Source organism: Pseudoalteromonas sp. GB43, from assembly GCF_054923805.1.
In genome coordinates this window covers 2,750,374-2,772,938 of the sequence record NZ_JBPCHJ010000001.1, presented here as the reverse complement: position 1 = coordinate 2,772,938, position 22,565 = coordinate 2,750,374, and the positions used below count along the sequence as shown (strand labels likewise).

The 22,565-nt window shown below is 42.4% G+C and carries 17 protein-coding genes and 6 pseudogenes; 12 read left to right on the top strand and 11 right to left on the bottom strand.

Going from position 1 to position 22,565, the window contains the following annotated elements; all coding sequences use genetic code 11:
• Positions 1–92 precede the first annotated feature (92 nt).
• Together ACRWSG_RS13160 and ACRWSG_RS13155 are read right to left on the bottom strand one after the other, a co-directional pair.
• Positions 93–3,205 (bottom strand): annotated as a pseudogene (locus ACRWSG_RS13160) (efflux RND transporter permease subunit).
• A gap of 9 nt (positions 3,206–3,214) precedes the next feature.
• A complete protein-coding gene (locus ACRWSG_RS13155; RefSeq protein WP_228482648.1) occupies positions 3,215–4,417 on the bottom strand; it encodes an efflux RND transporter periplasmic adaptor subunit in 1,203 nt (400 codons plus the stop codon).
• 258 nt (positions 4,418–4,675) lie between these two features.
• Here ACRWSG_RS13155 and ACRWSG_RS13150 point away from each other — a divergent pair.
• The 9 genes and pseudogenes from ACRWSG_RS13150 to ACRWSG_RS13110 all read left to right on the top strand — a co-directional run bounded on the left by ACRWSG_RS13150 (position 4,676) and on the right by ACRWSG_RS13110 (position 10,849).
• Positions 4,676–5,466 (top strand): annotated as a pseudogene (locus tag ACRWSG_RS13150) (crotonase/enoyl-CoA hydratase family protein).
• A 69-nt stretch (positions 5,467–5,535) separates the two neighbouring features.
• The gene (locus ACRWSG_RS13145) at positions 5,536–5,889 is read left to right on the top strand and encodes a CidA/LrgA family protein (RefSeq protein ID WP_462166491.1); all 354 of its coding nucleotides are present in this window, start codon (positions 5,536–5,538) and stop codon (positions 5,887–5,889) included.
• Complete coding sequence (locus ACRWSG_RS13140; RefSeq protein WP_300542718.1) at positions 5,879–6,589, top strand: LrgB family protein; 711 nt, start codon at positions 5,879–5,881, stop codon at positions 6,587–6,589. The genes ACRWSG_RS13145 and ACRWSG_RS13140 overlap by 11 nt, the downstream gene beginning before the upstream one ends.
• Positions 6,590–6,622: 33 nt before the next feature.
• Positions 6,623–7,461: pseudogene (locus ACRWSG_RS13135) on the top strand (mechanosensitive ion channel family protein).
• A gap of 100 nt (positions 7,462–7,561) precedes the next feature.
• Positions 7,562–8,715 (top strand): annotated as a pseudogene (locus tag ACRWSG_RS13130) (PepSY-associated TM helix domain-containing protein).
• On the top strand, positions 8,715–9,185 hold the full coding sequence (locus ACRWSG_RS13125; RefSeq protein ID WP_054554318.1) for a hypothetical protein: 471 nt from the start codon (positions 8,715–8,717) through the stop codon (positions 9,183–9,185). The pseudogene ACRWSG_RS13130 and the gene ACRWSG_RS13125 overlap by 1 nt, the downstream one beginning before the upstream one ends.
• Before the next feature lie 250 nt (positions 9,186–9,435).
• Positions 9,436–9,780 (top strand): RICIN domain-containing protein, encoded by a 345-nt coding sequence (locus ACRWSG_RS13120; protein ID WP_462166490.1) that lies wholly within the window; start codon positions 9,436–9,438, stop codon positions 9,778–9,780.
• Positions 9,781–10,089 carry an RICIN domain-containing protein gene (locus ACRWSG_RS13115; RefSeq protein ID WP_462166945.1) on the top strand — a complete coding sequence of 103 codons (309 nt, stop codon included), beginning with the start codon at positions 9,781–9,783 and terminating at the stop codon, positions 10,087–10,089.
• The gene (locus ACRWSG_RS13110; RefSeq protein WP_462166488.1) at positions 10,043–10,849 is read left to right on the top strand and encodes a glycoside hydrolase family 43 protein; all 807 of its coding nucleotides are present in this window, start codon (positions 10,043–10,045) and stop codon (positions 10,847–10,849) included. The genes ACRWSG_RS13115 and ACRWSG_RS13110 overlap by 47 nt, the downstream gene beginning before the upstream one ends.
• A 32-nt stretch (positions 10,850–10,881) precedes the next feature.
• Here the strand turns inward: ACRWSG_RS13110 and ACRWSG_RS13105 are convergent, their stop codons facing one another.
• Together ACRWSG_RS13105 and ACRWSG_RS13100 are read right to left on the bottom strand one after the other, a co-directional pair.
• Entirely contained in the window at positions 10,882–11,622 is a 741-nt protein-coding gene (locus ACRWSG_RS13105) for an RIO1 family regulatory kinase/ATPase domain-containing protein (protein ID WP_462166487.1), read from the bottom strand.
• Between the two features lie 86 nt (positions 11,623–11,708).
• On the bottom strand, positions 11,709–12,176 hold the full coding sequence (locus ACRWSG_RS13100; protein ID WP_462166486.1) for a MarR family winged helix-turn-helix transcriptional regulator: 468 nt from the start codon (positions 12,174–12,176) through the stop codon (positions 11,709–11,711).
• Positions 12,177–12,303: 127 nt separating this feature from the next.
• On the opposite strand from ACRWSG_RS13100, the gene ACRWSG_RS13095 reads away from it, so the two are divergent.
• From ACRWSG_RS13095 to ACRWSG_RS13085, 3 genes and pseudogenes are all read left to right on the top strand, one after another.
• On the top strand, positions 12,304–13,455 hold the full coding sequence (locus ACRWSG_RS13095) for a hypothetical protein (protein ID WP_462166485.1): 1,152 nt from the start codon (positions 12,304–12,306) through the stop codon (positions 13,453–13,455).
• A gap of 48 nt (positions 13,456–13,503) precedes the next feature.
• A pseudogene (locus ACRWSG_RS13090) lies at positions 13,504–14,394 on the top strand (dienelactone hydrolase family protein).
• Positions 14,395–14,442: 48 nt separating this feature from the next.
• Positions 14,443–14,658, top strand: coding sequence for a hypothetical protein (locus ACRWSG_RS13085; RefSeq protein ID WP_054554312.1), 216 nt, complete (start codon positions 14,443–14,445; stop codon positions 14,656–14,658).
• A gap of 85 nt (positions 14,659–14,743) precedes the next feature.
• Here the strand turns inward: ACRWSG_RS13085 and ACRWSG_RS13080 are convergent, their stop codons facing one another.
• The 7 genes and pseudogenes from ACRWSG_RS13080 to ACRWSG_RS13050 form a co-directional block, all read right to left on the bottom strand.
• Positions 14,744–15,451, bottom strand: a complete 708-nt coding sequence (locus ACRWSG_RS13080) for a TorF family putative porin (protein ID WP_138600250.1) — start codon at positions 15,449–15,451, stop codon at positions 14,744–14,746.
• Positions 15,452–15,462: 11 nt separating this feature from the next.
• Positions 15,463–16,680, bottom strand: coding sequence for a choline transporter (locus tag ACRWSG_RS13075; RefSeq protein WP_054554310.1), 1,218 nt, complete (start codon positions 16,678–16,680; stop codon positions 15,463–15,465).
• Positions 16,681–16,808: 128 nt separating this feature from the next.
• A pseudogene (gene betA, locus ACRWSG_RS13070) lies at positions 16,809–18,477 on the bottom strand (choline dehydrogenase).
• Positions 18,477–19,940, bottom strand: a complete 1,464-nt coding sequence (gene betB / locus ACRWSG_RS13065) for a betaine-aldehyde dehydrogenase (RefSeq protein WP_462166484.1) — start codon at positions 19,938–19,940, stop codon at positions 18,477–18,479. The pseudogene betA and the gene betB overlap by 1 nt, the downstream one beginning before the upstream one ends.
• Position 19,941: 1 nt before the next feature.
• On the bottom strand, positions 19,942–20,532 hold the full coding sequence (betI, locus tag ACRWSG_RS13060) for a transcriptional regulator BetI (RefSeq protein ID WP_055020667.1): 591 nt from the start codon (positions 20,530–20,532) through the stop codon (positions 19,942–19,944).
• A 293-nt stretch (positions 20,533–20,825) separates the two neighbouring features.
• On the bottom strand, positions 20,826–21,293 hold the full coding sequence (locus ACRWSG_RS13055) for a nuclear transport factor 2 family protein (RefSeq protein WP_054554306.1): 468 nt from the start codon (positions 21,291–21,293) through the stop codon (positions 20,826–20,828).
• An 89-nt stretch (positions 21,294–21,382) separates the two neighbouring features.
• The gene (locus ACRWSG_RS13050; RefSeq protein WP_235377476.1) at positions 21,383–22,564 is read right to left on the bottom strand and encodes an MFS transporter; all 1,182 of its coding nucleotides are present in this window, start codon (positions 22,562–22,564) and stop codon (positions 21,383–21,385) included.
• Position 22,565: the final 1 nt, after the last annotated feature.

Here is a 22,565-nt window from a genome sequence, read left to right as displayed (position 1 = left end):
GCTTTGAATCTGGCTATGATAACAAACCTCTTTTGAGTTTTACCAAAAAAAAAGCCAGGTTGCCCTGACTTTTTTGTAATTAATAACAGATTTTACTCCGCACTTGCTGTGCCTTTTATCTTTTCGCGCATTGATTGCACGAGCGTATAAAATAGCGGAACAAGTAAGGTGCCAAAAATGGTTGCAGCTAACATCCCGAATAACACGGTAATACCGAGCGATATTCGACTGCCAGCCCCTGCGCCACTTGCAAACACCAGCGGTAATACGCCAAGTACAAACGACAATGCCGTCATCAATACAGCCCTAAAGCGTAATCTTGCCGCATTAAGAGCCGCTTCAAAAATACTTTTACCTGCCGCACGCTCTTCCATAGCAAATTCAACAATCAAAATAGCGGTTTTGGTGGATAGACCAATCAGTAGCACTAAACCAACCTGCGCATAGATGTTGTTTTCCATACCAATCACATACAGCGCAAGCATGGCACCAAATAACGCCAACGGTACCGCTGCAATGACCGAAAACGGAATTGTCCAACTTTCGTATTGCGCAACCAAGAATAGATACACAAATACCACCGCTAAGCCAAACAAAATTGGCGCCATATTACCCGCTTCAATCTCTTGTTTAGACTGCCCAGCCCACTCATACACATAGCCTGTAGGTAATTGCTCAGCCAGCTCTTGCATTGCTTTAATGGCATCACCACTGGCATAACCCGCTGCAGGTTGTCCGCTAATGCTTGCACTACGATATAAGTTAAAGTGCGTTAAGCTTGTTGGGCCTAAAATTGGCTCGAGCTTAGCCAATGTAGTGAGCGGCACCATTGCTCCCTCATCATTACGTACATAGTAGTACTGTAAGTCTGCTGGGTTTTGACGAAAACGGCTTTCCGCCTGCATGATAACGCGGTAAGTACGGCTAAATTGGTTAAAGTCATTTATGTATAACGAGCCAAGTTGCGCCTGCAAGGTTAAGAAAATATCGCTAAGCGCCACCCCTTGAGCTTTTGCCTTATTACGGTCAATTTCAAGGAAATACTGTGGCACATTTGCTCTAAATGTACTGTAAACATTTGACAGCTCTGGACGCTGGTTCGCTTCATAAATTAAGCCATTTAACACTTGTGCAAGTTCAGCAGGCTCGCGTCCTTCACTGTCTTGTAACCTAAACTCAAAGCCTGCGCTTGTGCCAAGTCCAGGTATTGAAGGCGGATTAAAGGCCATGATTTGCGCATCTGGCATCGCCCAGAACTGCCCCATCAGGCGCGTTAGTACTGCACGTAAGCCAAGCTCTGGGCTGGTACGCTCTTCCCAATCCTTGAGTACCACAATACCAAGCGCATTATTAGAACCCGCACCACCGAGTAATGAAAAGCCAGAAACCGCAATAAAGTCAGTTGCCGCAGGTTCATTTTTTACAATCTCGCCCAGCTTATGCATTACATCTTGGGTACGACCGCTAGCTGCCGCATCTGGTAATTGCACATCAACAAAAAGAAAGCCTTGGTCTTCTGCTGGTACAAAGCCTGTAGGCACTGTTTTTACTAGCCAACCTGCAGCCGCAAAAATAACCACCGCAAACAATGCCATTCTCGCAGTACGTTTTAGGATAAAGTTAATAACTTTACTGTAGCCATTGGTCGAACGAGTAATGATATTTTCGAATGGGGCTAACCACTTAATCGGCTTCATGGCTTTTTCATTTAACAATAAAGCACACAATGCAGGGCTTAATGTCAGTGCGTTTAAAGAAGAAATGAGTACCGCAAATGAAATCGTCACCGAGAACTGTTTATAAAGCTCCCCAGTTATTCCCGGCATAAAGCCTACTGGCACAAACACCGCAAGCAAAACTAAGGTCGTTGCCACGATTGGACCCGATACCTGCTCCATCGCTTTGGTAACCGCTTCTTTTATTGGTAGCTTTTCTTCTTTAAGTATTCGTTCAACGTTTTCAATAACGATAATGGCATCATCGACCACGATACCTATTGCAAGCACTAAACCAAACAAGGTGATTAAGTTGATGGAGTAATCCATCATCATCATAAACGCGAAAGTCCCCACCAAAGATACCGGAATAGCCACCGTTGGAATGAGTGTAGCGCGCCAATTTTGTAAGAATAAAAATACCACTAAAATAACCAAGCCAACCGCTTGGACAAGGGTGACAACCACTTCATCAATCGAGCGATTGATGAACTCTGTGGTGTCATAAGGAATTGAGTACTCAACACCATCAGGTAGCTGTTTAGCAAGCTCAGCCATACGCGCTTTTACATCAGCAGCTACTTGCGTCGCATTCGCTTCTGTTAGCTGATAAATAACGATGAATGCAGTGTCTTGCTGGTTTAATTTTGCTGTTGTGCTGTAGCTTGCTGCACCTAATTCAATACGGGCAATATCATTCAAGCGCACAAAGTTACCATCTTTGCTCGAGCGGATAATGGTTTGGCCAAACTCTTCAGGGGTTTTTAAGCGCCCTTTAGCCTGAATCGAATACTCAAATTGCTGACTCGGTGCTGAGGGTGCAGCACCCAGCTTACCCGCGGCTACGATGGTATTTTGCTCTTGCAGTGCCGCTTGAACTTCTGACACAGTTAAACCTAATGATGCCATTCGATCTGGGCGTAACCACAAGCGCATTGAATAGGTTTGCTCCCCCATTACTTCAGCAGAGGCAACCCCATTAATACGGCCAAGTGGCTCGGTTAAGTAATTGGTTGCATAGTTACTTAAGAAAATAGCGTCGATATTTTCTTGATTAGAGTACAGGTTGATACCGAGAAGCATCGAACTCGACTTTTTCTTAACCGATACACCTTGGCGTTTAACTTCTTCAGGTAACCCTGCTTCAGCAAGTGCCACACGGTTTTGTACGTTAACTTGGGCTATATCCGTGTCTGTACCGACTTTAAAGTAAACAGTTATGTTGGCCGTGCCGTTATTCGACGATGTTGATTCGATATACATCATATCTTCAACGCCATTAACTTGCTCTTCTATGGTCGGATCACCGACTCTTCAACAATTTGCGCACTTGCACCCGGGTAATTGGCACTAATTTGTACTTGCGGAGGGGTTATTTGCGGGTACATATTCACAGGCAGCAAGGCCATTGAAATTAAACCCGCTATGGTAATAACAATCGAAATTACCAAGGCAAATTTTGGGCGAGATATAAAGGTTTTACTGATCATATCTCACTCCTAAGAGTTAGCTTTGCTAGAAATAGTGCCGGTTGTTTCATCGACATTTTTTTCAACAGCTTTCACTTCAGCGCCTTGGCGTACCTTTTGTAAACCTTCAATAATGACTTTTTCACCCGCCTCTAAACCAGACTCAACCACCCACATTGCATTAATACGACGACCCAGCTTAACAATCCGCATAGCCACTTTGTTTTCGTCATCAACAACGAGTACAAACTTACCTTGCTGGTTTTCTTGCACTGCAACTTGAGGAATGAGTGCCAAGTCTTGTTTATTCGTACTTTCAACGATTAAAGTGACGAATAGACCCGGCATAACGATGCCATCAGGGTTATCAAAAGCGGCTCTTAGCTCAACCGTGCCTGTATTGCGGTTAATTTTGGTATCTGCAAAATCAAGTTCGCCTTTATCAGCAAAAGTTGAGTTGTTTGGTAAACGCAAAGTTAAGTCGATAGGCACATCACGAGGGTCTTTATCTGAAGGTGCTTGATTATTTTGGCGATAAGAGATGTAGTCAGCTTCTTCAACCTGAAAACTTACATAAATTGGGTCAACATCGGTCAGCTCTGCAAGCTCATTAGATGATGGCCCAACAATATTACCCACATCATAGTTCACTTTACCGATGCGCCCTGCAAACGGTGCGCGTATCTCAGTATAGCTTAAATTAAGTTTTGCTTTTTCAAGCTCAGCTTCCGCGGCTTTTACAGCTGCTGTAGCCTGTTCAAAATTTGTGGTGAGTTTATCGAGGTCTGATTGTGAAATAAAACCTTGCGCAGCCACATCTTTACCACGTTTTAAATCTCTTTCAGCGGCGCCCGCTGCGGCAATTTTACTTTTTAGATCGGCTTCAACTTCTGCAACAGTTGAGCGATACTCAGATGGGTCAATACGTAATAAAAGCTGATCTTTCTCAACCGATGAGCCTTCATTAAAGTGGCGTTCAATGAGTTCACCCTCAACTCGGGCTCTAATCGCAACCTCTTGGAATGCTTCAGTACGCGCGACAAACTCTCGGTAATTACCAACTTCCTGTGTGACGACATTAAATACTGATACGGCCGGTGGCGGCGTAGTTTGTTGTTGTGCTTTATCATCTGAACAGCCAACTAATGTAGTTGTTAATGCGACAGAAATTGCAGCAAAAGCCAAAGAACGAGATGATTGTTTAGTTATGCGAGCTGTTTTGCCCATCAGCATATATTTACTCCTAGTAGCGCGACTTAAAACTAAGTCTAGTCGTGTCATGAGATTTTGCGAAAGTATCTAACTAATCACAAAACAAAGCTAGCTGCGAACTAGCACCTTTGTTTTAAAAATATACACCAATTTGTAACTAAATATATGACAAGGTTACCCATTTTTGGAAAATATAATGATTACTTGCGACACATCAGCAATTCTTTACTTAGATGTAATTAACTCGTAAGCTCTAACAAACAGGTCAGAGGAGTCACCATGATAAAACTAGAAATAAAACAACAAGTCGCATGGGTTAGCCTTGCTCGTCCAGAGAAACAAAATGCGCTGAGTTTTGCCATGTTTGTCGAGCTTTCAAACGTAATCAAAAAAATTAAACGTGATCGCAGCTTACGTGCGGTGGTTATCTCTGGCGAAGGCGAACACTTTTGCTCTGGACTGGATGTTGCTGCGGTGATGAAAAAGCCGAGTAATATCATTAAACTTTTATTCAAATGGTTACCAGGAAACCAAAATCTAGCGCAAAAAGTGGTGCTAGGTTGGCAAGACTTAAGTATTCCGGTGATTGCAAAAGTAACCGGACACTGCTTTGGTGGCGGTATGCAAATCGCACTCGGCGCTGATTATCGCATCGTCGATAAAAACGCTAAATTAGCGATCATGGAAGCCCGGTGGGGCTTGTGCCCTGATATGGGGGCTAACGTAGTGCTGGCAGGTTTAATGAAGCGTGACCAAGCACTTTGGTTGGCAAGTCATGCAGGAATGTCTCAGCTGAAGACGCTAAAGAATATGGCTTAGTTACACAACTTACTGATGACGTTGATAAACAAACCGATGCTGTACTAGAAACCCTCATGGCGCGCTCGCCAGATACCCTTGCTGCAATTAAACGAATCACACAGCAAAGCTTTCGCTCACAGCAGCGCAAGATTCTCGCTAAAGAAACCTGGAGTCAAATTCGCTTACTGATGAATCCAAATACTAAAAAAGCGATTGCAAAAGCGAAAGGCGCAGAGGATATCAAGTTTAATAATGCCAAATCATGGTAAGCTAAAGTCGCATAGTACAACTGACAAGGGTATGATGTAGTTGTACTTTATTCGCAATTATCCTGACTTATGAAATACCTTATCAGTAGCGTTATTATTCTTACCTGCTTAGCCGTTGCAAAGTTTTTAACGGCTTTGCTTGAAAGCTCATTCCCTGCTCCATTAATCGGTATGGTGTTACTTCTCGTGCTACTGTTAACAAGCCTCGTTAAAGAACAGCATTTAAAACCAACAGCCAGCCCTTTACTTAATTACATGCCGTTGTTTTTCATCCCTGCAGGGGTTGGTATTATTGAACATCTGGGTTTAATTTCACAGAACTGGCCTTTATTACTGACTATTTTTATAGTCGTGCCGCTGAGTAGTGTTTTAATCATAGGCGCTGTTATCGCCTATTTTAAGGGCCGTGAAAATGACAGTTAGTTTATGGTGGCTCAGCGTCCCGCTTATTATTGTACTTTTCTTAGTACTGCGATTTTTAAACGCGAAAACCCAGCACGCCACTGTTAAAGCGCTTAGTAACCCTGTGTGCTGGGCAATTGTGTTAATTGCAGCCTTGTTAGTGGCACTTAAGCTCCCCTATGAGCCTTTTGCCGAGCACAGTAAAGTTCTAAGCTGGTTGCTTGAGCCTGCCATTGTGGCATTGGCTTTACCGCTTTATCAGCAATTTATCCATGTCAAAAAGAACCTGCTGCTAATTCTCATAAGTTGTAGTTTAGGGGTGATCAATGCCACCTTTGTCGCGTCGCTTATTTGTTATTTTTTTGCAGCCCCAGCACAGTTAAGCGCATCTTTAGCAAGTTTATCTGTAACAACCCCTATCACCTTGTTAGTGACAGAGTCGCTAGGCGGCATACCTTCTTTAGCGGCAGCCATGGTGATTTTTATTGGCGTACTTGGGGCAATATTTGGTAATTTGATTTTCTCGCTGATAAATATTCGCAATGCCCAAGCAAAAGGTGTTGCTATTGGTACGGCTTGCCATGCCATTGGCACAGCATCACTGATTAGTGATCAGCCAAAAGCCGGTGCCTTTGCCTCTGTGGCGATGGCATTAAGTGCGCTTCTCAGCGCGATAATAGTGCCGATACTCTATCCTGTTATTCAGCATGTTCTGGTATAGTCAGAATTCGCAGTAACCTTGTTAGGAAAACACATGATTGACTCAGAAATTCAGCAAGTCGAAAAATACTACAATCTGATTATGGAATATTTGGTCACCTACAGTATGCAAATTTTAGGTGCTATCTTAATTCTATTTATTGGCCTATGGATTGCGCAAAAAGTATCGAACATGGTTGCTGGCCTCATGCAGCGTCACAATATCGATATTACCCTCACCAACTTTGTCAGCAATGTCATCAAAGTATTGCTGATCATTATGTTCTTAGTTATTGCCCTTGGCAAAATTGGCATTAGCGTGACCCCATTTGTCGCTGCCATTGGTGCCGCATCTTTAGGTGCTGGTTTAGCAATGCAAGGCATGCTTTCAAACTACGGTGCGGCCTTGCTATCATTGCAACAAGGCCATTTGTTGTTGGCGATACCATCGAAGTAAAAGGCGTCAGTGGGCAAGTTAAAACCATTGAACTTGGTCACACTATTCTGATTAACGAAGAAAAAGTCGAAATCACCATTCCTAACAAACATATTGTTGGCGAAATTATACATAACTCGTTTAGCTATTCGTTAGTTAAAGGTGAAATAGACATCGCTTATGATGCCAATGCAGACCTTGCAATTGAGCTTATCGAAAAGGTGCTAAACGATCATGAGCTAGTTAGTGATTCTCCTCATGCACAAGTCGGTATCGAGCGCTTTGCTGAGAGCGGTGTTACCTTGAGCTATCGCTTTTGGGTGCCAACCACCAAAATTATTGAGACTAAATTAGCGGTGAACCGCAATGTATTTAAAGTAATTCAAGAGGCGGATATCGAAATACCTTTCCCACAACGAATTGTTACCCTCAACCAAACTAATGATAAAGGCGCTTAAAGCGCCTTTTTTGCAGCTCGTCGACAGAGATTGTGTTTACTCAAAAGATTGTAGTACAATTTAAATGATAACAATTACTATCATCAATTAACGTCGGGCTATTTTTACCATGAGTAAACGTCTTTGGTTCCAACTACATGGTTGGTTTTCGCTCCCAGTATGGGTGCTATTTTGCTTTATTTGCGTCACAGGCACTGTATCTGTGATAAGCCATGAGCTTACTTGGCTGACCAACAGTGAAGCACGTGCAAACAACCCAAATGATTTACCAGCACTTGGTGTTGATCAAGTTATTAATAGCGTTGAAAAAGCCTACCCGACTGCCGATGTAATGAGTGTACTCAATTATGAGCCTTACTTGGTAAATGCGGTTATTTTCACTGATACCGACAAACCTTACGCTGTGGCTTACGTCAATCAATACACTGGCGAAGTACAAGCGGTTAATGAAACAATCTCATTCATTGAATTTATGCGTACCCTGCACGGCTGGCTATTCTTCCCTTGGCAAGAGGGTTACAGCGTAGGTTACTATCTTGTCAGCGCCATGGCTTTTGTTATTTTAGGTGCACTAGTAACAGGCTTAGTGATTTATAAAAACTTTTGGCGTGCATTTAGTCAGCCAAAACTACGTTTTAACCAAGGCAAAAAAACCTTCCTAAAAGATTTACATACCCTAAGTGGCGTTTGGTCAATTTGGTTTATGGCAGTAATGGCACTCACAAACGTATGTGGTATTTAGTGCAAGCCATCATGTGGCATAACGAAATAGACATAGAAGAGCATGCACCGCTCGTGGCGGTTTCAACTTTGCCTGCGAATAAACAAACACCGCCAACCGATTTAAAAGCGGCACTGGCTATTACCAAAGAGAAATTCCCAGATTTCAAACCTAGTTATGTGATGCTGCCAGAGCATAACCGCGGCATGTTTAATATCATGGGCAGTGGCGATACTATTTTCTACGATAACTACGCTTACTCAACTTCAATCAATCCTTGGACGGGTGAAATTGCAGCAAGTAAAAGCCCAGAAACCATGTCGGGATTACTCACCCTTTCGCATATCGCCGATCCGCTGCATTACGGTAATATTGGCGGTCTGTGGACAAAGGTTATTTGGTTTATCTTTGGTTTGATTTTAAGTGGTATGTCGATCACTGGTTTTATGATGTACGCCGCAAAATTAGTAAATAACAAACCTGTAAAAGCGCGCCAATCAGCGCCAGTGAATAACGTTCAGGAGGCAAACTAATGGCTCGTTTACAAGCAACTTGGTGGCAACGTAAAAAGTATGTTTTACATGCTGTGGTACTGGCTTTACCTGTATGGTTTATTTATCAGTCATTAAACCCTCAGTTTCCTGCACTTTGGCAAGAGCAACAAGCGGGCGAATTTAAAATCGCCCCGATGCCGCTAAATGAAGATGCCCCGTACTCACACCACAATGAGTATGTGAAGGATTTCTTTATCGCCTTTAATCAAGGTGACATAAGCAATGTTAGACAGGCGTATTTAAATATTGGCCAAGCGCCTTTAGCACTAACGGAGTTTGCTAAAGATGAAGAAGGCATAATGCATGGCACCAATCATGGTCAGCACGCCCACGCAATAGCTCCTAAAACCATATCAGCAGATGATAAACTGTGGATCACCATCCAAACTTGGCAAGGCCAACTGCATACCCTCAAATGGGATATTCCCAGCCAGTTTATTACTCAATAACATCCGAAAAGCCACTCACTGAGTGGCTTTTTTGTATCTCAGCTAAACACTAAAGTCCCTTCCAAAACAGTTGAAGGTAAAATTTTTGTTAATTATTTTTACCATTAACCTTTACAAAGGTAATAATATAATAAAGTATTATAAATAGTTTTCATTTGCACCATTACTCTTAATTAATTGGTGTTGATCAAAACTCATCCAAGGAGCAGAACACACAAGGAAAGCTCAATAACAATGATTTGGAGACACAATGATACTTTCAAAAAAAGCCCTAGCTGCACTCAGCTTGGCAGCAACACTCATACTGCCCAATGCTTATGCGATTGATAATGGCGTATACACCATTAAATCAAAGTACAGTGCTAAATTTGTTGAAGTAGCCAGCGCGCAAACCAACGATGGTGCGAATGTTAGTCAGTGGGCTGACACTAATCACGACACCCAGCGCTGGTTAATCACTAACATAGGTGGCAGCAACTATTCGGTTATTAACTTAAACAGTGGTAAAGCCCTCGAAGTGTTTGACTTCTCGACTGCTGATGGCGGTAATGTGGTGCAATATGAGTATGCTGATGTTGCCAGCCAACACTGGTAAATTAATGATGAAGGTAGCGGCTATTACAGCTTCATTAACGATCACAGTGGTAAGGCACTCGACCTTTATGCTTTTGATGGCAACGATGGCGCAAATATTAGCCAGTGGAGCTACAACGGCAGCGATGCACAGCAGTGGCAGCTAACCAAGCTTGCTAATGTTGAATCAACCCCTTGGGATCCATCCACAACCAATGGCGCAGCAGATCACTGGCCACTTACTGGTAATTTAGTCACCCACGATCCTACCCTTGGCTATGAAAATGGCACTTGGTGGGTTTTTCAAACAATTACCTGGTATCTACGGTAAATATTCAAGTAACGGTGTAGATTGGAATGATGCGCAACCGATTTTCTCAAATGGTTTAAGCTGGTGGAGCAACTATGTGCCAGATCATGATGGAATTGATGTCTGGGCGCCTGAGTTAAAAAGCTACAATGGTCGTAGCTGGCTTTATTATTCGATTTCGACCTTTGGTTCACGTGTTAGCGCTATTGGCCTTACCTCAGCAAGCAGTGTAGCAGCCGGTGATTGGCGTGATGATGGTTTAGTCATTAACACGACCAATAGCAATAATTATAACGCCATTGACCCTGATCTTGTGGTGGCAAAAGATGGTGCACCTTGGCTTGCCTTTGGTTCATGGAATTCGGGTATTAAACTAACACGTATTAACCCAATGACCATGAAACCATTTGGTCAAATCTACTCTTTAGCAAGTCGCTCTGATGGCATCGAAGCGCCTACCATAGTGTATCGCCAAGGCTATTACTATTTGTTTGTTTCAGTTGGCAAATGCTGTGATGGCACGAATAGCACATACCGCATTGCGTATGGTCGCTCTAGTGACATTCGCGGTCCATACCTAGATAAAAATGGCACCGACATGCTAGCTAGCGGCGGTAGCATTCTAGATGCGGGTAACAGCCAATGGGTAGGTCCAGGGGGACAAGACATTTTAAATACCGATGTGATTGTTCGTCATGCCTATGATGCAGGTGACAATGGCACCCCTAAATTGCTCATCAGCACCCTGAATTGGGATGCAAACGGTTGGCCTAAATACTAGTTCTCCCCACTAAGCGCGTGCAAGCGCGCTTTTTACAATCTATCTAAAAGACTGCGAACAAATTCAGAATTAAGAATCTGAGTAACTGCTCCGCTACACCACAAATAGGCACGTTGAATCGGATAACCTTTAAAAATCCAACGCTTACGCACATGATTAAAGTCATGCAAATAATCCGCCTTTGCTTGCGGTAACGAGTCTTTGGCTAACTTCTGCCACGCCTTATAAACCCCACTCATATCGGCACCACGCATAAAACGCTGTAACCAGCGCGGAAAGCGAATCGCTGACTGAAAATCAATAATATAAGGCTTGCCATCTTTTGAACAAATCACATTTCCCAAATTACGTAAATCCAGATGCACCACCCCGCGGCGATGCATTTTTGCTACCAAACGCTCAAACTCTTTAAAGAAATCACCCGGTAAATGCTGCTGTTGCAAGGCAAGCTGGCGAAGTGGCGTGCCTTCAATAAAATCATAAGCGATAGCAATTGATGACAAACGACAAAAGTTATCGACCACTCCGTCTACGTCTTGCAGGCGTGCCAGCCCCTTGTACTCTTGATTGATAAATAGCGGCGCGATGGTTTTTCTCACCCACCACGGGCTGTGCTGAAAGTCTTTAATAATTAGATCAAATTGCGCGTCTTTATAACGATAAACAATGGCATTGGCAAAGCGGCCTGTGTGAACAACCGACAAACCTTCTGGGCTAAATTGATGAGCTGGAAATTGAGCGTGAAGCTGCGCAAGCAAAGATGATTCAAACATAACAACCCGGACTTGTTAAAATTAAATGCCTAGGCAACTATATTATCAAAATGCATCTACAGCGACAATGTACCGCTTAGAGAAATTTATGCTTTTAAATTATGAATTGCTCTAAACAGTAAGCTTGCGAGTTGCTTTTGCTCATCATCAGAGAAGCCTGTGAGTGCTTTGCGATAGATATCATTTACAGTGGGTAAAATTTCCGGGTAGAGCTGTTGGCCTTTTTCTGTGAGGCATAAAAGAGTAGAACGGCGATCTTCAACTGACTGCTTCTTAGCAACTAAGCCCTTGTCTTCTAAACGAGAAAGTAATCGACTCATGGCACCACGGTCATACACCATGTGCTCACAAAGCTCAGCCAAGGTATTTACTTTACCGCGTGCAAGTAGCACAACCACGATGTACTGAGCCGAGGTTAGCTCTTTATCCTCTAACGCATTATCAAGATGAGTCACCAGATTTGAACGTAAATAAGAGACTAAGCGACCTAAGTCTTGCACGGGATCTAAATCTTCAATACAGCACTGAACGCCAATTGATGCAGGTTCTTTCATATTTCCTCTAAAGCGATGAATAGCAATTCATAGACAGTTAATCGGCAAAATAATTCAATCCTATTAGATTGCTTCAACGGCTATGAATAGTGTAGCGTGAAGAAGCGTACTAACTGTCGGGGGCGTTATGCTAACTAAACAACATATTATCAAGTATTTATCTCTTACAATACTGCTACTTCTTTGTTGGCTAGAGCATTATAACCATTTCATTATGCGCTTTATCGACAGCGCCCTTATACAATCAACCCTAGTGTATGCTTCATCTCGTACAGTTAATGCTGCTATATCGCTATTGCAATCAGCCGAAGTGGGCATTGGTATTGCCAGTATTCAACCTGCACAACTACTCGACCCAGTAAATGACCTAGCTGAATACATGTCGGATGCTATGCGCCTTGCAATAGGCTCGTTATTTTTACAGCGCATTTTATACACCATTTCTTCTGGGGTTATTTTTAGTGGTGTTTTTACTGTTTCGGTCGTCGCTTACTTTATCTGTGAATGGCGTAACTATTTACCTAACTTGCGTCATAAGATTATGGCGAGCTTAATTTTAATTCGCTTTTTAGTGCCTGCGGTGGTGCTGACAACAGGCCTCGTGAGCCAGATATTCTTAGATGAGCAAATAAACCAGCAAAGTGAAATCGTGAGCGAAAAAGTCGAGACGGTGAATAGTAGTGCAAATAACACCTCTGCCCTATCAGCCAAGCTAAAGGCCGAGGTCGATAGTGAAAAACAAACCATCTTCGACAAGCTCTCGCTATTAAATGAGCAGCAAATTAAGAACCACCAGCAAGCGACAGAACTCAAAGTTAATCTAACAGAGGTCGATAGCCAAATAGAAGCGATTCAAGCAACTCGCAGCTTGTCTGAGCGACTGACCTTTACTGAGCTTGAACAAGCCAAGCCATTACTTGATAAAAAGCAGCAATTAACAGCGCAGTTTAATGCGGTACTGAACCAACAAAGACAGCTAAACCTAGACAAAGACGCCTTAAACGAACAACTAGAAAACTTAAATGCATCACTCAATCAAGACCAATCGTCGCAAGTGAGTAAAATTATAGACACCGTTAGCTCTGGCATTAGCAACATGGTGGCAGCCGTCGAAGACTTATTCATCGACTTTTTGAATATCTTGTCTCTACTGATTTTAAAGCTGTTATTAATGCCGCTAATATTTTTATACCTATTTAACAAAGCCTTTAAGGCCATTTGGCAGCGCCGCTTTATGGATATGGTAATACAAACAAAGCAACTGGCTGTTAATCGCTGATATTTCAGCTAAAGTTATAAACCTAACTCGTTTTTAAAGGATATAAGTATGACTGAGCAACGCCATAATCACATTCCCCTAGAAGCTTTCGATTGGTACGATGAATACGCCCATGGCTTAATGGACCGCCGTACCTTTATGAAAAAGCTAGGTGGCTTAGTCGCCCTTGGTTATTCAATGGCAATGCTAAGTAGCGCTTTACTGCCAAACTACGCATTAGCTGAGCAAGTGTCCTTTAATGACCCTGATATCAAAGCCAGCTATAAAACCTTTGACTCGTTTAAAGGTCACGGCGAAGGTAAAGGTTATTTAGTAGAACCCGCTAATTTAACCGGCAAGCACCCATTAGTGTTAGTGATCCACGAAAACAGAGGCTTAAACCCCTATATTAAAGATGTTGCTCGCCGCCTTGCCAAAGCTGGATTTATTGCCTTTGCGCCAGATGCATTACACCCTCTTGGTGGCTATCCTGGTAATGACGATGAAGGTCGCGCAATGCAGCGCTCTATGGATAAAGAAAAAATCCAACAAGACTTTATTGCCGCAGCTGAATACATAAAAAGACACCCAAATAGTAATGGCAAACTCGGTGCGGTAGGCTTTTGCTTTGGTGGTTATATGGTTAACTACCTAGCAGCCGTTGATAGCAAACTAATCAATGCGGGCGTGCCCTATTACGGCACTCCAGCCGTTAAAGAACTCAGACAAAATATCAAAGCCCCGCTACTTGTACACTTAGCTGAATTTGATAAACGCGTTAATGCAACGTGACCAGAATACGAGAGCGACTTAAAAGCACATCAAGTGCCTTACACTATGCATATGTATGAACAGGCAAATCATGGTTTTCATAACGACTCTACATCTCGGTATGATGAAAAACAGGCGGAGCTTTCTTGGCAACGCACATTGGCGTTTTTCAATGAGCAATTGATTTAAACAGAGCAATTTCATACACTCTCGAAAAAATTTTAGGCTAGAAAAGAGATGGAATCGCAAGTCAGTTATCGCTTTGACTCACAGCAAACCGCCAATCGGTTTTTAAACAAGCTTAAGCATTGGTCAGTGGCTAAGGTCACTGCGAGTCTTTGCCAAGGTGGTTATGGCGTGAAAATACGTTACGAAGTCGATAATAGTGGCTTTGATTACACCCTTGCAGAGCTTGATGATTTAGCGATGCAACACGAAGGCGAAGAGATTTAATTCTTATACTCTAGTATTCTAGGCATAAAAAAACGGCTAACCTTGGTTAGCCGTTTCATTTTAAAGCCTTACAATAAAACGCTACTTATAAATCAAAGCTACGTGAAATAGACGCGACAATGCGCTCGTCTGCGGTATCCCAGTCTAGGCTGGTATTTTCGCCAGCAAGCTCAAAATCAAAACCTGCAAAGCTTGTTTGATAGGCTAAACGATAATGGTTGTATGACTTGTCATTACCATCCCAAGCAAACTTATTGCCATCTAATGAGTTAGATACATCAAAACTGGCACGAATTGCATGATTTGGGGCAATTTCAAAGGTATGCGCAAGCATAGAAATTACATGCCCAGCATCGGTACCGAAATAATCCCAAGCGTACCAAAAGTTAAGTTCTGTGAAACCCAGACTATTGGTGTAACCAAACTTTGCATAAGTCTCAAAATAATTACCGTCGCTTGAGTAATCTTCACCATGGTAAGAGTAATAAGCAATACCATAATCAACACTAAGGGCATCGTTTATCTCAACATAATTACCAAAATAAGCATCCCACTCAATGTCAGTACCTTCACCAAAATCTACATTTGAAGCCCAAGTACCTACATACATGCCTGAATCGGCAAAGGCGTAATCTAAACTACCTTGAATTGCAGGATCATTCTGAGTCTGGCTTACACCATTGAAGGTGTAATCTGATGCCAATGTAACCGTAGTCGATAAGTCAGCCATGGCTGATGTCGATAGTAATGCCAATGGCAACGCTGCTGCTAATACTGTTTGTCTTGTTGTCATGTTGGTTTCCCCTAGCTAACTGTTTCTATTTTTGTGTAATCTAATTTATTGTCTTTTGGTGAGCCTTCGATATTTTTCACTGTTTTTAACTTGCTGTAGCCAATAAACGCAGCACAGCCGAAAAATAATGCAATAACGAGCGCACCAACCCATTGGATCTGTAAAAAGTCGAACTTAAACAGCAGGGTTAACAATGAAAGCGCCACCACATTTAAGGCAATATAATTAAATTTACCTAAACGTTTCACCGTTAAGTTTAGGTTATCTGTGTATAAACGGATCAAAGAATCAAGTGAGTTGATCACAAACACCACACCAACAAACACCATAGCGATGTTTTTCAGGCCTGCTGTTGCAATACCCGCTTCATGGTATTGATACAAAACACTAAACCAGATAGCGATTGGAATAGACGGGAAAATCAACATAGCTGCCAGCACTTGGTAAGTTTTTAAACCACCCACAAAGCGCGAAGTAAATTGACCAATCATAATGCTCCAAGCAAACCACCAAAACAGGTAGAAGGCATGGTAATCATTTAGTGGTAATACAAACTCATTGATGTTGCCAAAGTAGCTGCCAATTAACGCAAGATTATCAACAAATGCTGATGTTTGTGCATCAGAACCCACAAAGGCACCGAACCACATAAATGCGATTAAAGCGATAAACAACCAAGTAGTAGAAATACTTAAAAAGCGTACATACTTAATGTCTGTGCTCGAATACACAGCAAAACAAATCGCTGCAAACACCATTAAGTAGAATGTCGGAATAATTGACTCACCATCACCAAGCGACGGCAAATACCAAGGTAAATTCGACAGCAGTAAAAATGCAGTAAATGCGCATGTACCAATAATAACTATGTTATTTATTAGTTTTACCCAAGCAATTTCAAAAAATTTTACTTTGGGCTCTATTACGCAGAAATAAAAGCACGTAAGGAAATAAAATCCCCAGATCAAGAAGCCCCAAAAACCAAACTCGATGGCTAATGGATTGGCAAACGCATACTCTGGGCTTGCTTTTATGTCTGCATAACCTGCAAACTCTGTCAGTGGAAACATAATCAAGCCAACATCTAGGCCCGATGTAAATAAAATTGCAATGAACGTAAACGTTCTAACCGGTGTGACGCCAACACACCTTACCGTACCCCATTTAAATAAAATAACCGCAATTGCTAACAGGGTAAAAATGATGCCAGCACTAAGCCAAAAGGTCATAGTTACCCCCCAAAATAAGTAATAATACTTCATTGTTTCTCCAGTTTTATTCCTCGCATTAACGCATCACAAACAACTCGTGATGCGCGCCACTGCAAGCCCCACAGCCGAAACTGCGGGTGGCCTTATTAAATCTCCGAACTACGCTGCGTTGATTGCCATTGTTTTTCCATAGCAACATCTGCAGTTGATGCCGATAACACAGGCTTACCTAAGATGTGGTCCGCCGCTTTTTCTGCCACCATAATGGTTGGCGCATTTAAATTACCGTTTGGAACGGTTGGGAAAATAGATGAATCTACAACCCGTAAACCTTCGATACCGTGCACTTGAGTTTGCGAGTTAACCACGGCCATCTCGTCTTCACCCATCTTGCACGAACATGACGGATGGTAAGCACTCTCAACCGCTTGACGAACAAACGCATCTATTTCTTCATCGCTTTGAACATCTTTACCGGGTTGAATTTCACCATCGCGATACTCATCAAACGCACTTTGCTCAATAATCTCGCGAGTTAGACGTACACAAGCTCTAAAGCCTTCAATGTCATCTTGATGCTGTAAGTAGTTAAATTGGATCTTTGGCGCAACCTGAGGATCCGCCGACTTAATCGTTACTGCACCACGGCTTTTTGGTTTGTTATGCCCAACATGAACTTGGAAACCATGACCATCAAAGGCACTTTTACCGTCATAACGAATTGCAGCTGGTAAAAAGTGATACTGAATATCTGGCCATTCAACACCCGGTTTTGAACGAATAAATGCACATGATTCAAAATGGTTCGTCGCCCCTAAACCTGAGCGATTTAATAACCAACGAGCACCAATTAGCCCTTTTGAAACAAGGCCTAATTTGCCGTTTAAAGTAATTGGTTGCTTACACTTATATTGGAAGTAAAACTCCAAGTGGTCTTGTAAGTTTTGGCCAACACCTGGTAAGTGGTGTTTAACCTCAACACCCGCTTCGCTCAGGATATCTTTATCACCAATACCTGATAATTGCAGAATATGCGGTGAACCAATTGATCGCACTTAAAATAACGTCTTTTGCTGCAAATGCCTGCTGCTTAGAGCCAGACACTGAAAACTCAACACCAACGGCTTTTTTGCCTTCGAGCAATACTTTTTCAGCTAAAGCACCGGTGATTAGCGTTAGGTTTTTACGTGACTTAACTGGGTCTAAATACTCACGGCTAGCAGAGCTTCTTACGCCGTCTTTTACCGTCATATGCATTGGCCCAAAACCTTCTTGCTGGGCTGCATTGTAGTCATCAGTTTGCGCATAACCTGCTTGTTGGCCCGCTTTGATAAAGGCTTTATAAAGCGGGTTAGCCATTTCATTACCGTTATTAACCCCTAATGGGCCGTTATCGCCACGGTAACTGTTACCACCTAAGTAGAATGATTCAGCACGTTTAAAGTACGGTAAGCATGCTTGGTAATCCCAACCATTAGCGCCGTGTTGCTGCCACTCATCAAAATCTTTGGCATGGCCACGTACATACACCATGCCGTTAATAGATGATGAGCCACCTAACACCTTACCTCGCGGGCAGTGCATCTGGCGGTTATCTAAATATGGCTCTGGCTCGGTATGAAATTGCCATGCATATTTGTCAGTATTCATTGGGATTGATAGCGCGGTAGGCATCTTTATAAAAATGCTTTTATCACTACCACCCGTTTCAAGTAATAACACCTTATTAGAAGGGTCTGCTGATAGTCGGTTTGCCAACACGCAGCCTGCTGAGCCAGCACCGACTATGATGTAATCATAGTTCTGTGTACTCATTAAAATGGACTCTCTATATTGCTCATACCCACATAAATCGATTTAGTTTGGGTATAATGATCTAAGGTTTCGATACCGTTTTCACGGCCGATACCTGATTGCTTATAACCACCTACTGGCATTTCAGCAGGTGAATTTCCATAGCTGTTTATCCAACAAATACCGGCTTGTAATTGGTGGATCACGCGGTGTGCGCGCTGAATATCTTTAGTGAACACGCCTGCAGCTAAGCCTAGGTGGGTATCGTTTGCACGCTGAATAACGTCATCTTCATCATCAAACACCAACACACTCATTACCGGGCCAAAGATCTCTTCTTTAACTATGGTCATGTCGTCTTTACAGTCGACAAAAACGGTCGGTTCCACAAAGTAACCGTTTGGTGCAGATGCAGGTGACAGAGCCTTGCCACCGGTTAGCAAGGTTGCGCCTTCTTGAATACCTTTATCGATATAGCCAAGTACAAGCTCTTGATGTTTTTTAGAGATAAGCGCCCCTAAATTCACCTCCGGATCCATTGGGTCGCCAGCGATAATATTTTGCTCTGTGCGTGTTTTCAGCTCATCAATAAACTGCTGATAAACATTTTTATGCACATAAATGCGCGTACAGTTAGTGCAAATTTCGCCTTGCGTATAAAAATTACCTAACATTGCCGCACTAACAGCTTGTGATACATCGGCATCATCAAATACTAATAACGGTGACTTACCACCAAGCTCCATGGTCACATCTTTAAGTGAACCAGCAGCGCTTGCCATTACTTTTTTGCCTGTGCCTACTTCACCAGTGAAAGACACTTTTTCAATATTTGGGTTTGCTGTTAACCATTGCCCTACTTCAGCAGCGCCTTGCACAACGTTGAATACGCCAGCAGGTACACCCGCTTCGATGAAAATCTCTGCAAGTTTAATTGCACCAAGAGGTGTTTCTTCAGAAGGTTTGAAAATAACCGAATTACCCGCAGCCAGTGCTGAATTTGATTTCCAACACGCAATTTGCAGTGGATAGTTCCATGCACCAATACCGGCACAAATACCTAAAGGCTCTTTACGTGTGTAGTAAAAGTCATTGCCAACCATTTGTTGCTGACCCACTTGCGCAGGAGCAAGACCAGCAAAATATTCGATAACATCGGCGCCTGTTTCAACATCGACACACTCGGCTTCTTGCCAAGGCTTACCCGTATCAAGTACTTCTACTTTTGCCAGTTCATCGTTACGTTCGCGTAAGATTGCCACGGCTTTTAATAAAATACGGCTACGCTCAATTGGCGTCATTGCAGACCATGCTGCAAACCCTTGTTTTGCGCTTTCGATTGCCGCGTTTTGAATAAATTCATCAGCGATTTCAACGTGATAAATCACTTCATCCGTTGCAGGATTCTTAACCGCAAAGGTATCGCCTGTTTGATTCTTTAAAAAATGGCCATTAATAAAATTTTCGTAAACAGGTGTGGTCATTTTAGGCTCCATACTGTTTTATCAGTGAGCGAATATAGTCTTTGGCTAATCGCTCACAATTTTCGAATTGATCTTGGTCTGACTTACTTAATACGGCTCTTAGCCATAAACCATCGATCATGGCTGCACTTAGCTCAGCAGCTAAATTGGCATCGCTATCGCTCATTAACTGTTTGAATGAGCTTAATAAGTTACTAAATAAACGTTTACTATTTACGTTTTGTAAGCGATGCAACTGGGCGTCGTGCATTGAATGCGCCCAAAAGCTCAACCAAGTTTTGGTGTTGTTGCTTTGCTGCTGAATACGCGAAAAGTTTGCTTCAACGATAAACATTAATCGTTGCTCTGGACTAGTTTGTGGCGTTACTTGATTCAAAAGTGCTTGCTTTAAGCTGGTCAATAAATAACGCACAGTGGCTTCAATTAAGCCCTGCTTACCACCAAAATAATGACTGATAATGCCAGACGATAAGCCTGCCTTTTTACTAATGCTATTTATGGTGGTGCCTTGCAAACCAAGCTCTGCAACCGACTCTATTGTGGCGTCAATTAACTGCTGACGACGAACAGGTTCCATTCCAACTTTCGGCATAATTTTTTATTGATTGAACGTTCAATTAAAATAAAGGTTAAGGTAATGAGCATGGCAATTCAAGGTTGACAAATTGTAAACAACCGCAAAGCTACACTCGTAAGTTAAGCTAACCCACTGTTCTTACGTTTATTATCCGAAATATAAAAAAGTTTTAAATTTATTCAAAATAAAGCCTAAAAAGTATGATTTTAGGCTGAAATACGGAAAAAAGAGAAAATTTATTGCAGGCGTATTTTTAATAAAAAAGCGCTTATAAAAGCGCTCATATTAGGCTAAAAGTTAAGCGAGGCTCATTCGTGGTATTTACGAATAACCGCTATCTTGCCATCTTCGATTTCGAGCACATCCATAATGGTTTGCGTGTATTCAATTTCTTGCTGGTTTTGCGGATGTATACCTTTAGCATGATGGGTATAACGCAAAGCAATGGCAGAATCATTAAAAATAAAGGTATCGAGTAAGTTTGCTTGGTATTCAGTGTGCGCACCAAGGTAAAAAGTCATGCCTTTGCGCATCATCGCTTTGCCATCTGGCTCTCTTGAATCATCTGTTTGATAAGGTAAATGTTGGTTTGCTACATCATCAGTTAATAAAGCTAAAAAAGCTTCTAGCTCTTTGTTGGTAGCATTAGGTGCTTGTGTTGCAACCATGGTATTAAAGTACTGCTGTGCTAATGCTGTGAGCTCTGGGTTAGCTTGCTTTGCTTGGCTAGTAAATGTGCTTAACAGGCAAATAGCTAGAAAATAAAGGTGCTTCATCGTTATTCCTTGTGGTTTTAGTTATTGACTAATAATCAAACTACGCACCTAAAATAACGACAAAGCATCGAACTATCAACAATTTAGTTTTAAGCTGCTTGTGGCTTTGGGATCTCGCGTTTATCTAAATAGCCGCTGTATCGTGTTGCAATTAACGCCGCTAAACTGATGATAGCGCCTATCCAAGCAGTGTCTTGCAATGAGTAGTTTTCAACGACAACACCACCTAACACTGAACCTAGCGCAATACCGATATTAAACGCAGCAATGTTTAATCCAGAGGCCACATCGACAGCATTCGGTGTGAACTTTTCGGCAAGTTTAACCACATAGACTTGCAGCCCAGGCACATTACCAAACGCAAATGCCCCCCATACAAGTATGGTCAGTACCGCAGCGACTTTAGATTGCATGGTAAAGGTCAGCACCAAGAGCACAATACTCAAAGCACTAAAGATAATGGTCAGCGCACTAATCGGGCCTTTTTTATCAGCTAATTTACCGCCGTAGATATTGCCAACAGCAACCGATACTCCATATACCAGCATAATTAAGCTAATGGTGGCTGATGCAAAACCAGTTTGCTGCTCTAAAATAGGCGCTAAATAGGTAAAGGCAGTAAATGTGCCGCCATAACCAAGTATGGTCATCAAGTACACTAGTAAAAGCCTAGGTTGCACCATTACTTTTAGCTGCTCACTCAAAGTAGCTGGTTTACTTTGCTTTAAGTTGCTCGGAATTAAAAACGCGCTACCAATCAGTGCAATTAAACCCAGTAAAGACACCACTAAAAAGGTCGCTCGCCAGCCAAAGTGCTGACCAATCCACGTTCCTAATGGCACACCGGTTACTAATGCAACCGTTAACCCCGTAAACATAATCGCAATGGCACTGGCTTCTTTATCTTTACTGACAAGCCCTGTAGCGATGGTTGAACCAATTGAGAAAAACACCCCATGGGCAAGACCTGTTAGAATCCTTGCGGTGATCAAGCTACCATAACTAGGTGCTTGCCAAGCCAGTAAATTACCGATTACAAATAGGCTCATTAAGCTAAGTAATACATGTTTTCGATTCCAGCGTCCGGTAAGCGCAGTTAATACTGGCGCCCCCACCGCAACACCTAATGCGTACAAGCTAACAAGTAGCCCAGCACTTGGTAACGAAACCGCTAAATCATCAGCGATAGTTGGCACTAAGCCGACAATCACAAACTCAGTGGTGCCTATGGCAAACGCACTGAGAGTTAATGCAAGTAATGCTATTGGCATC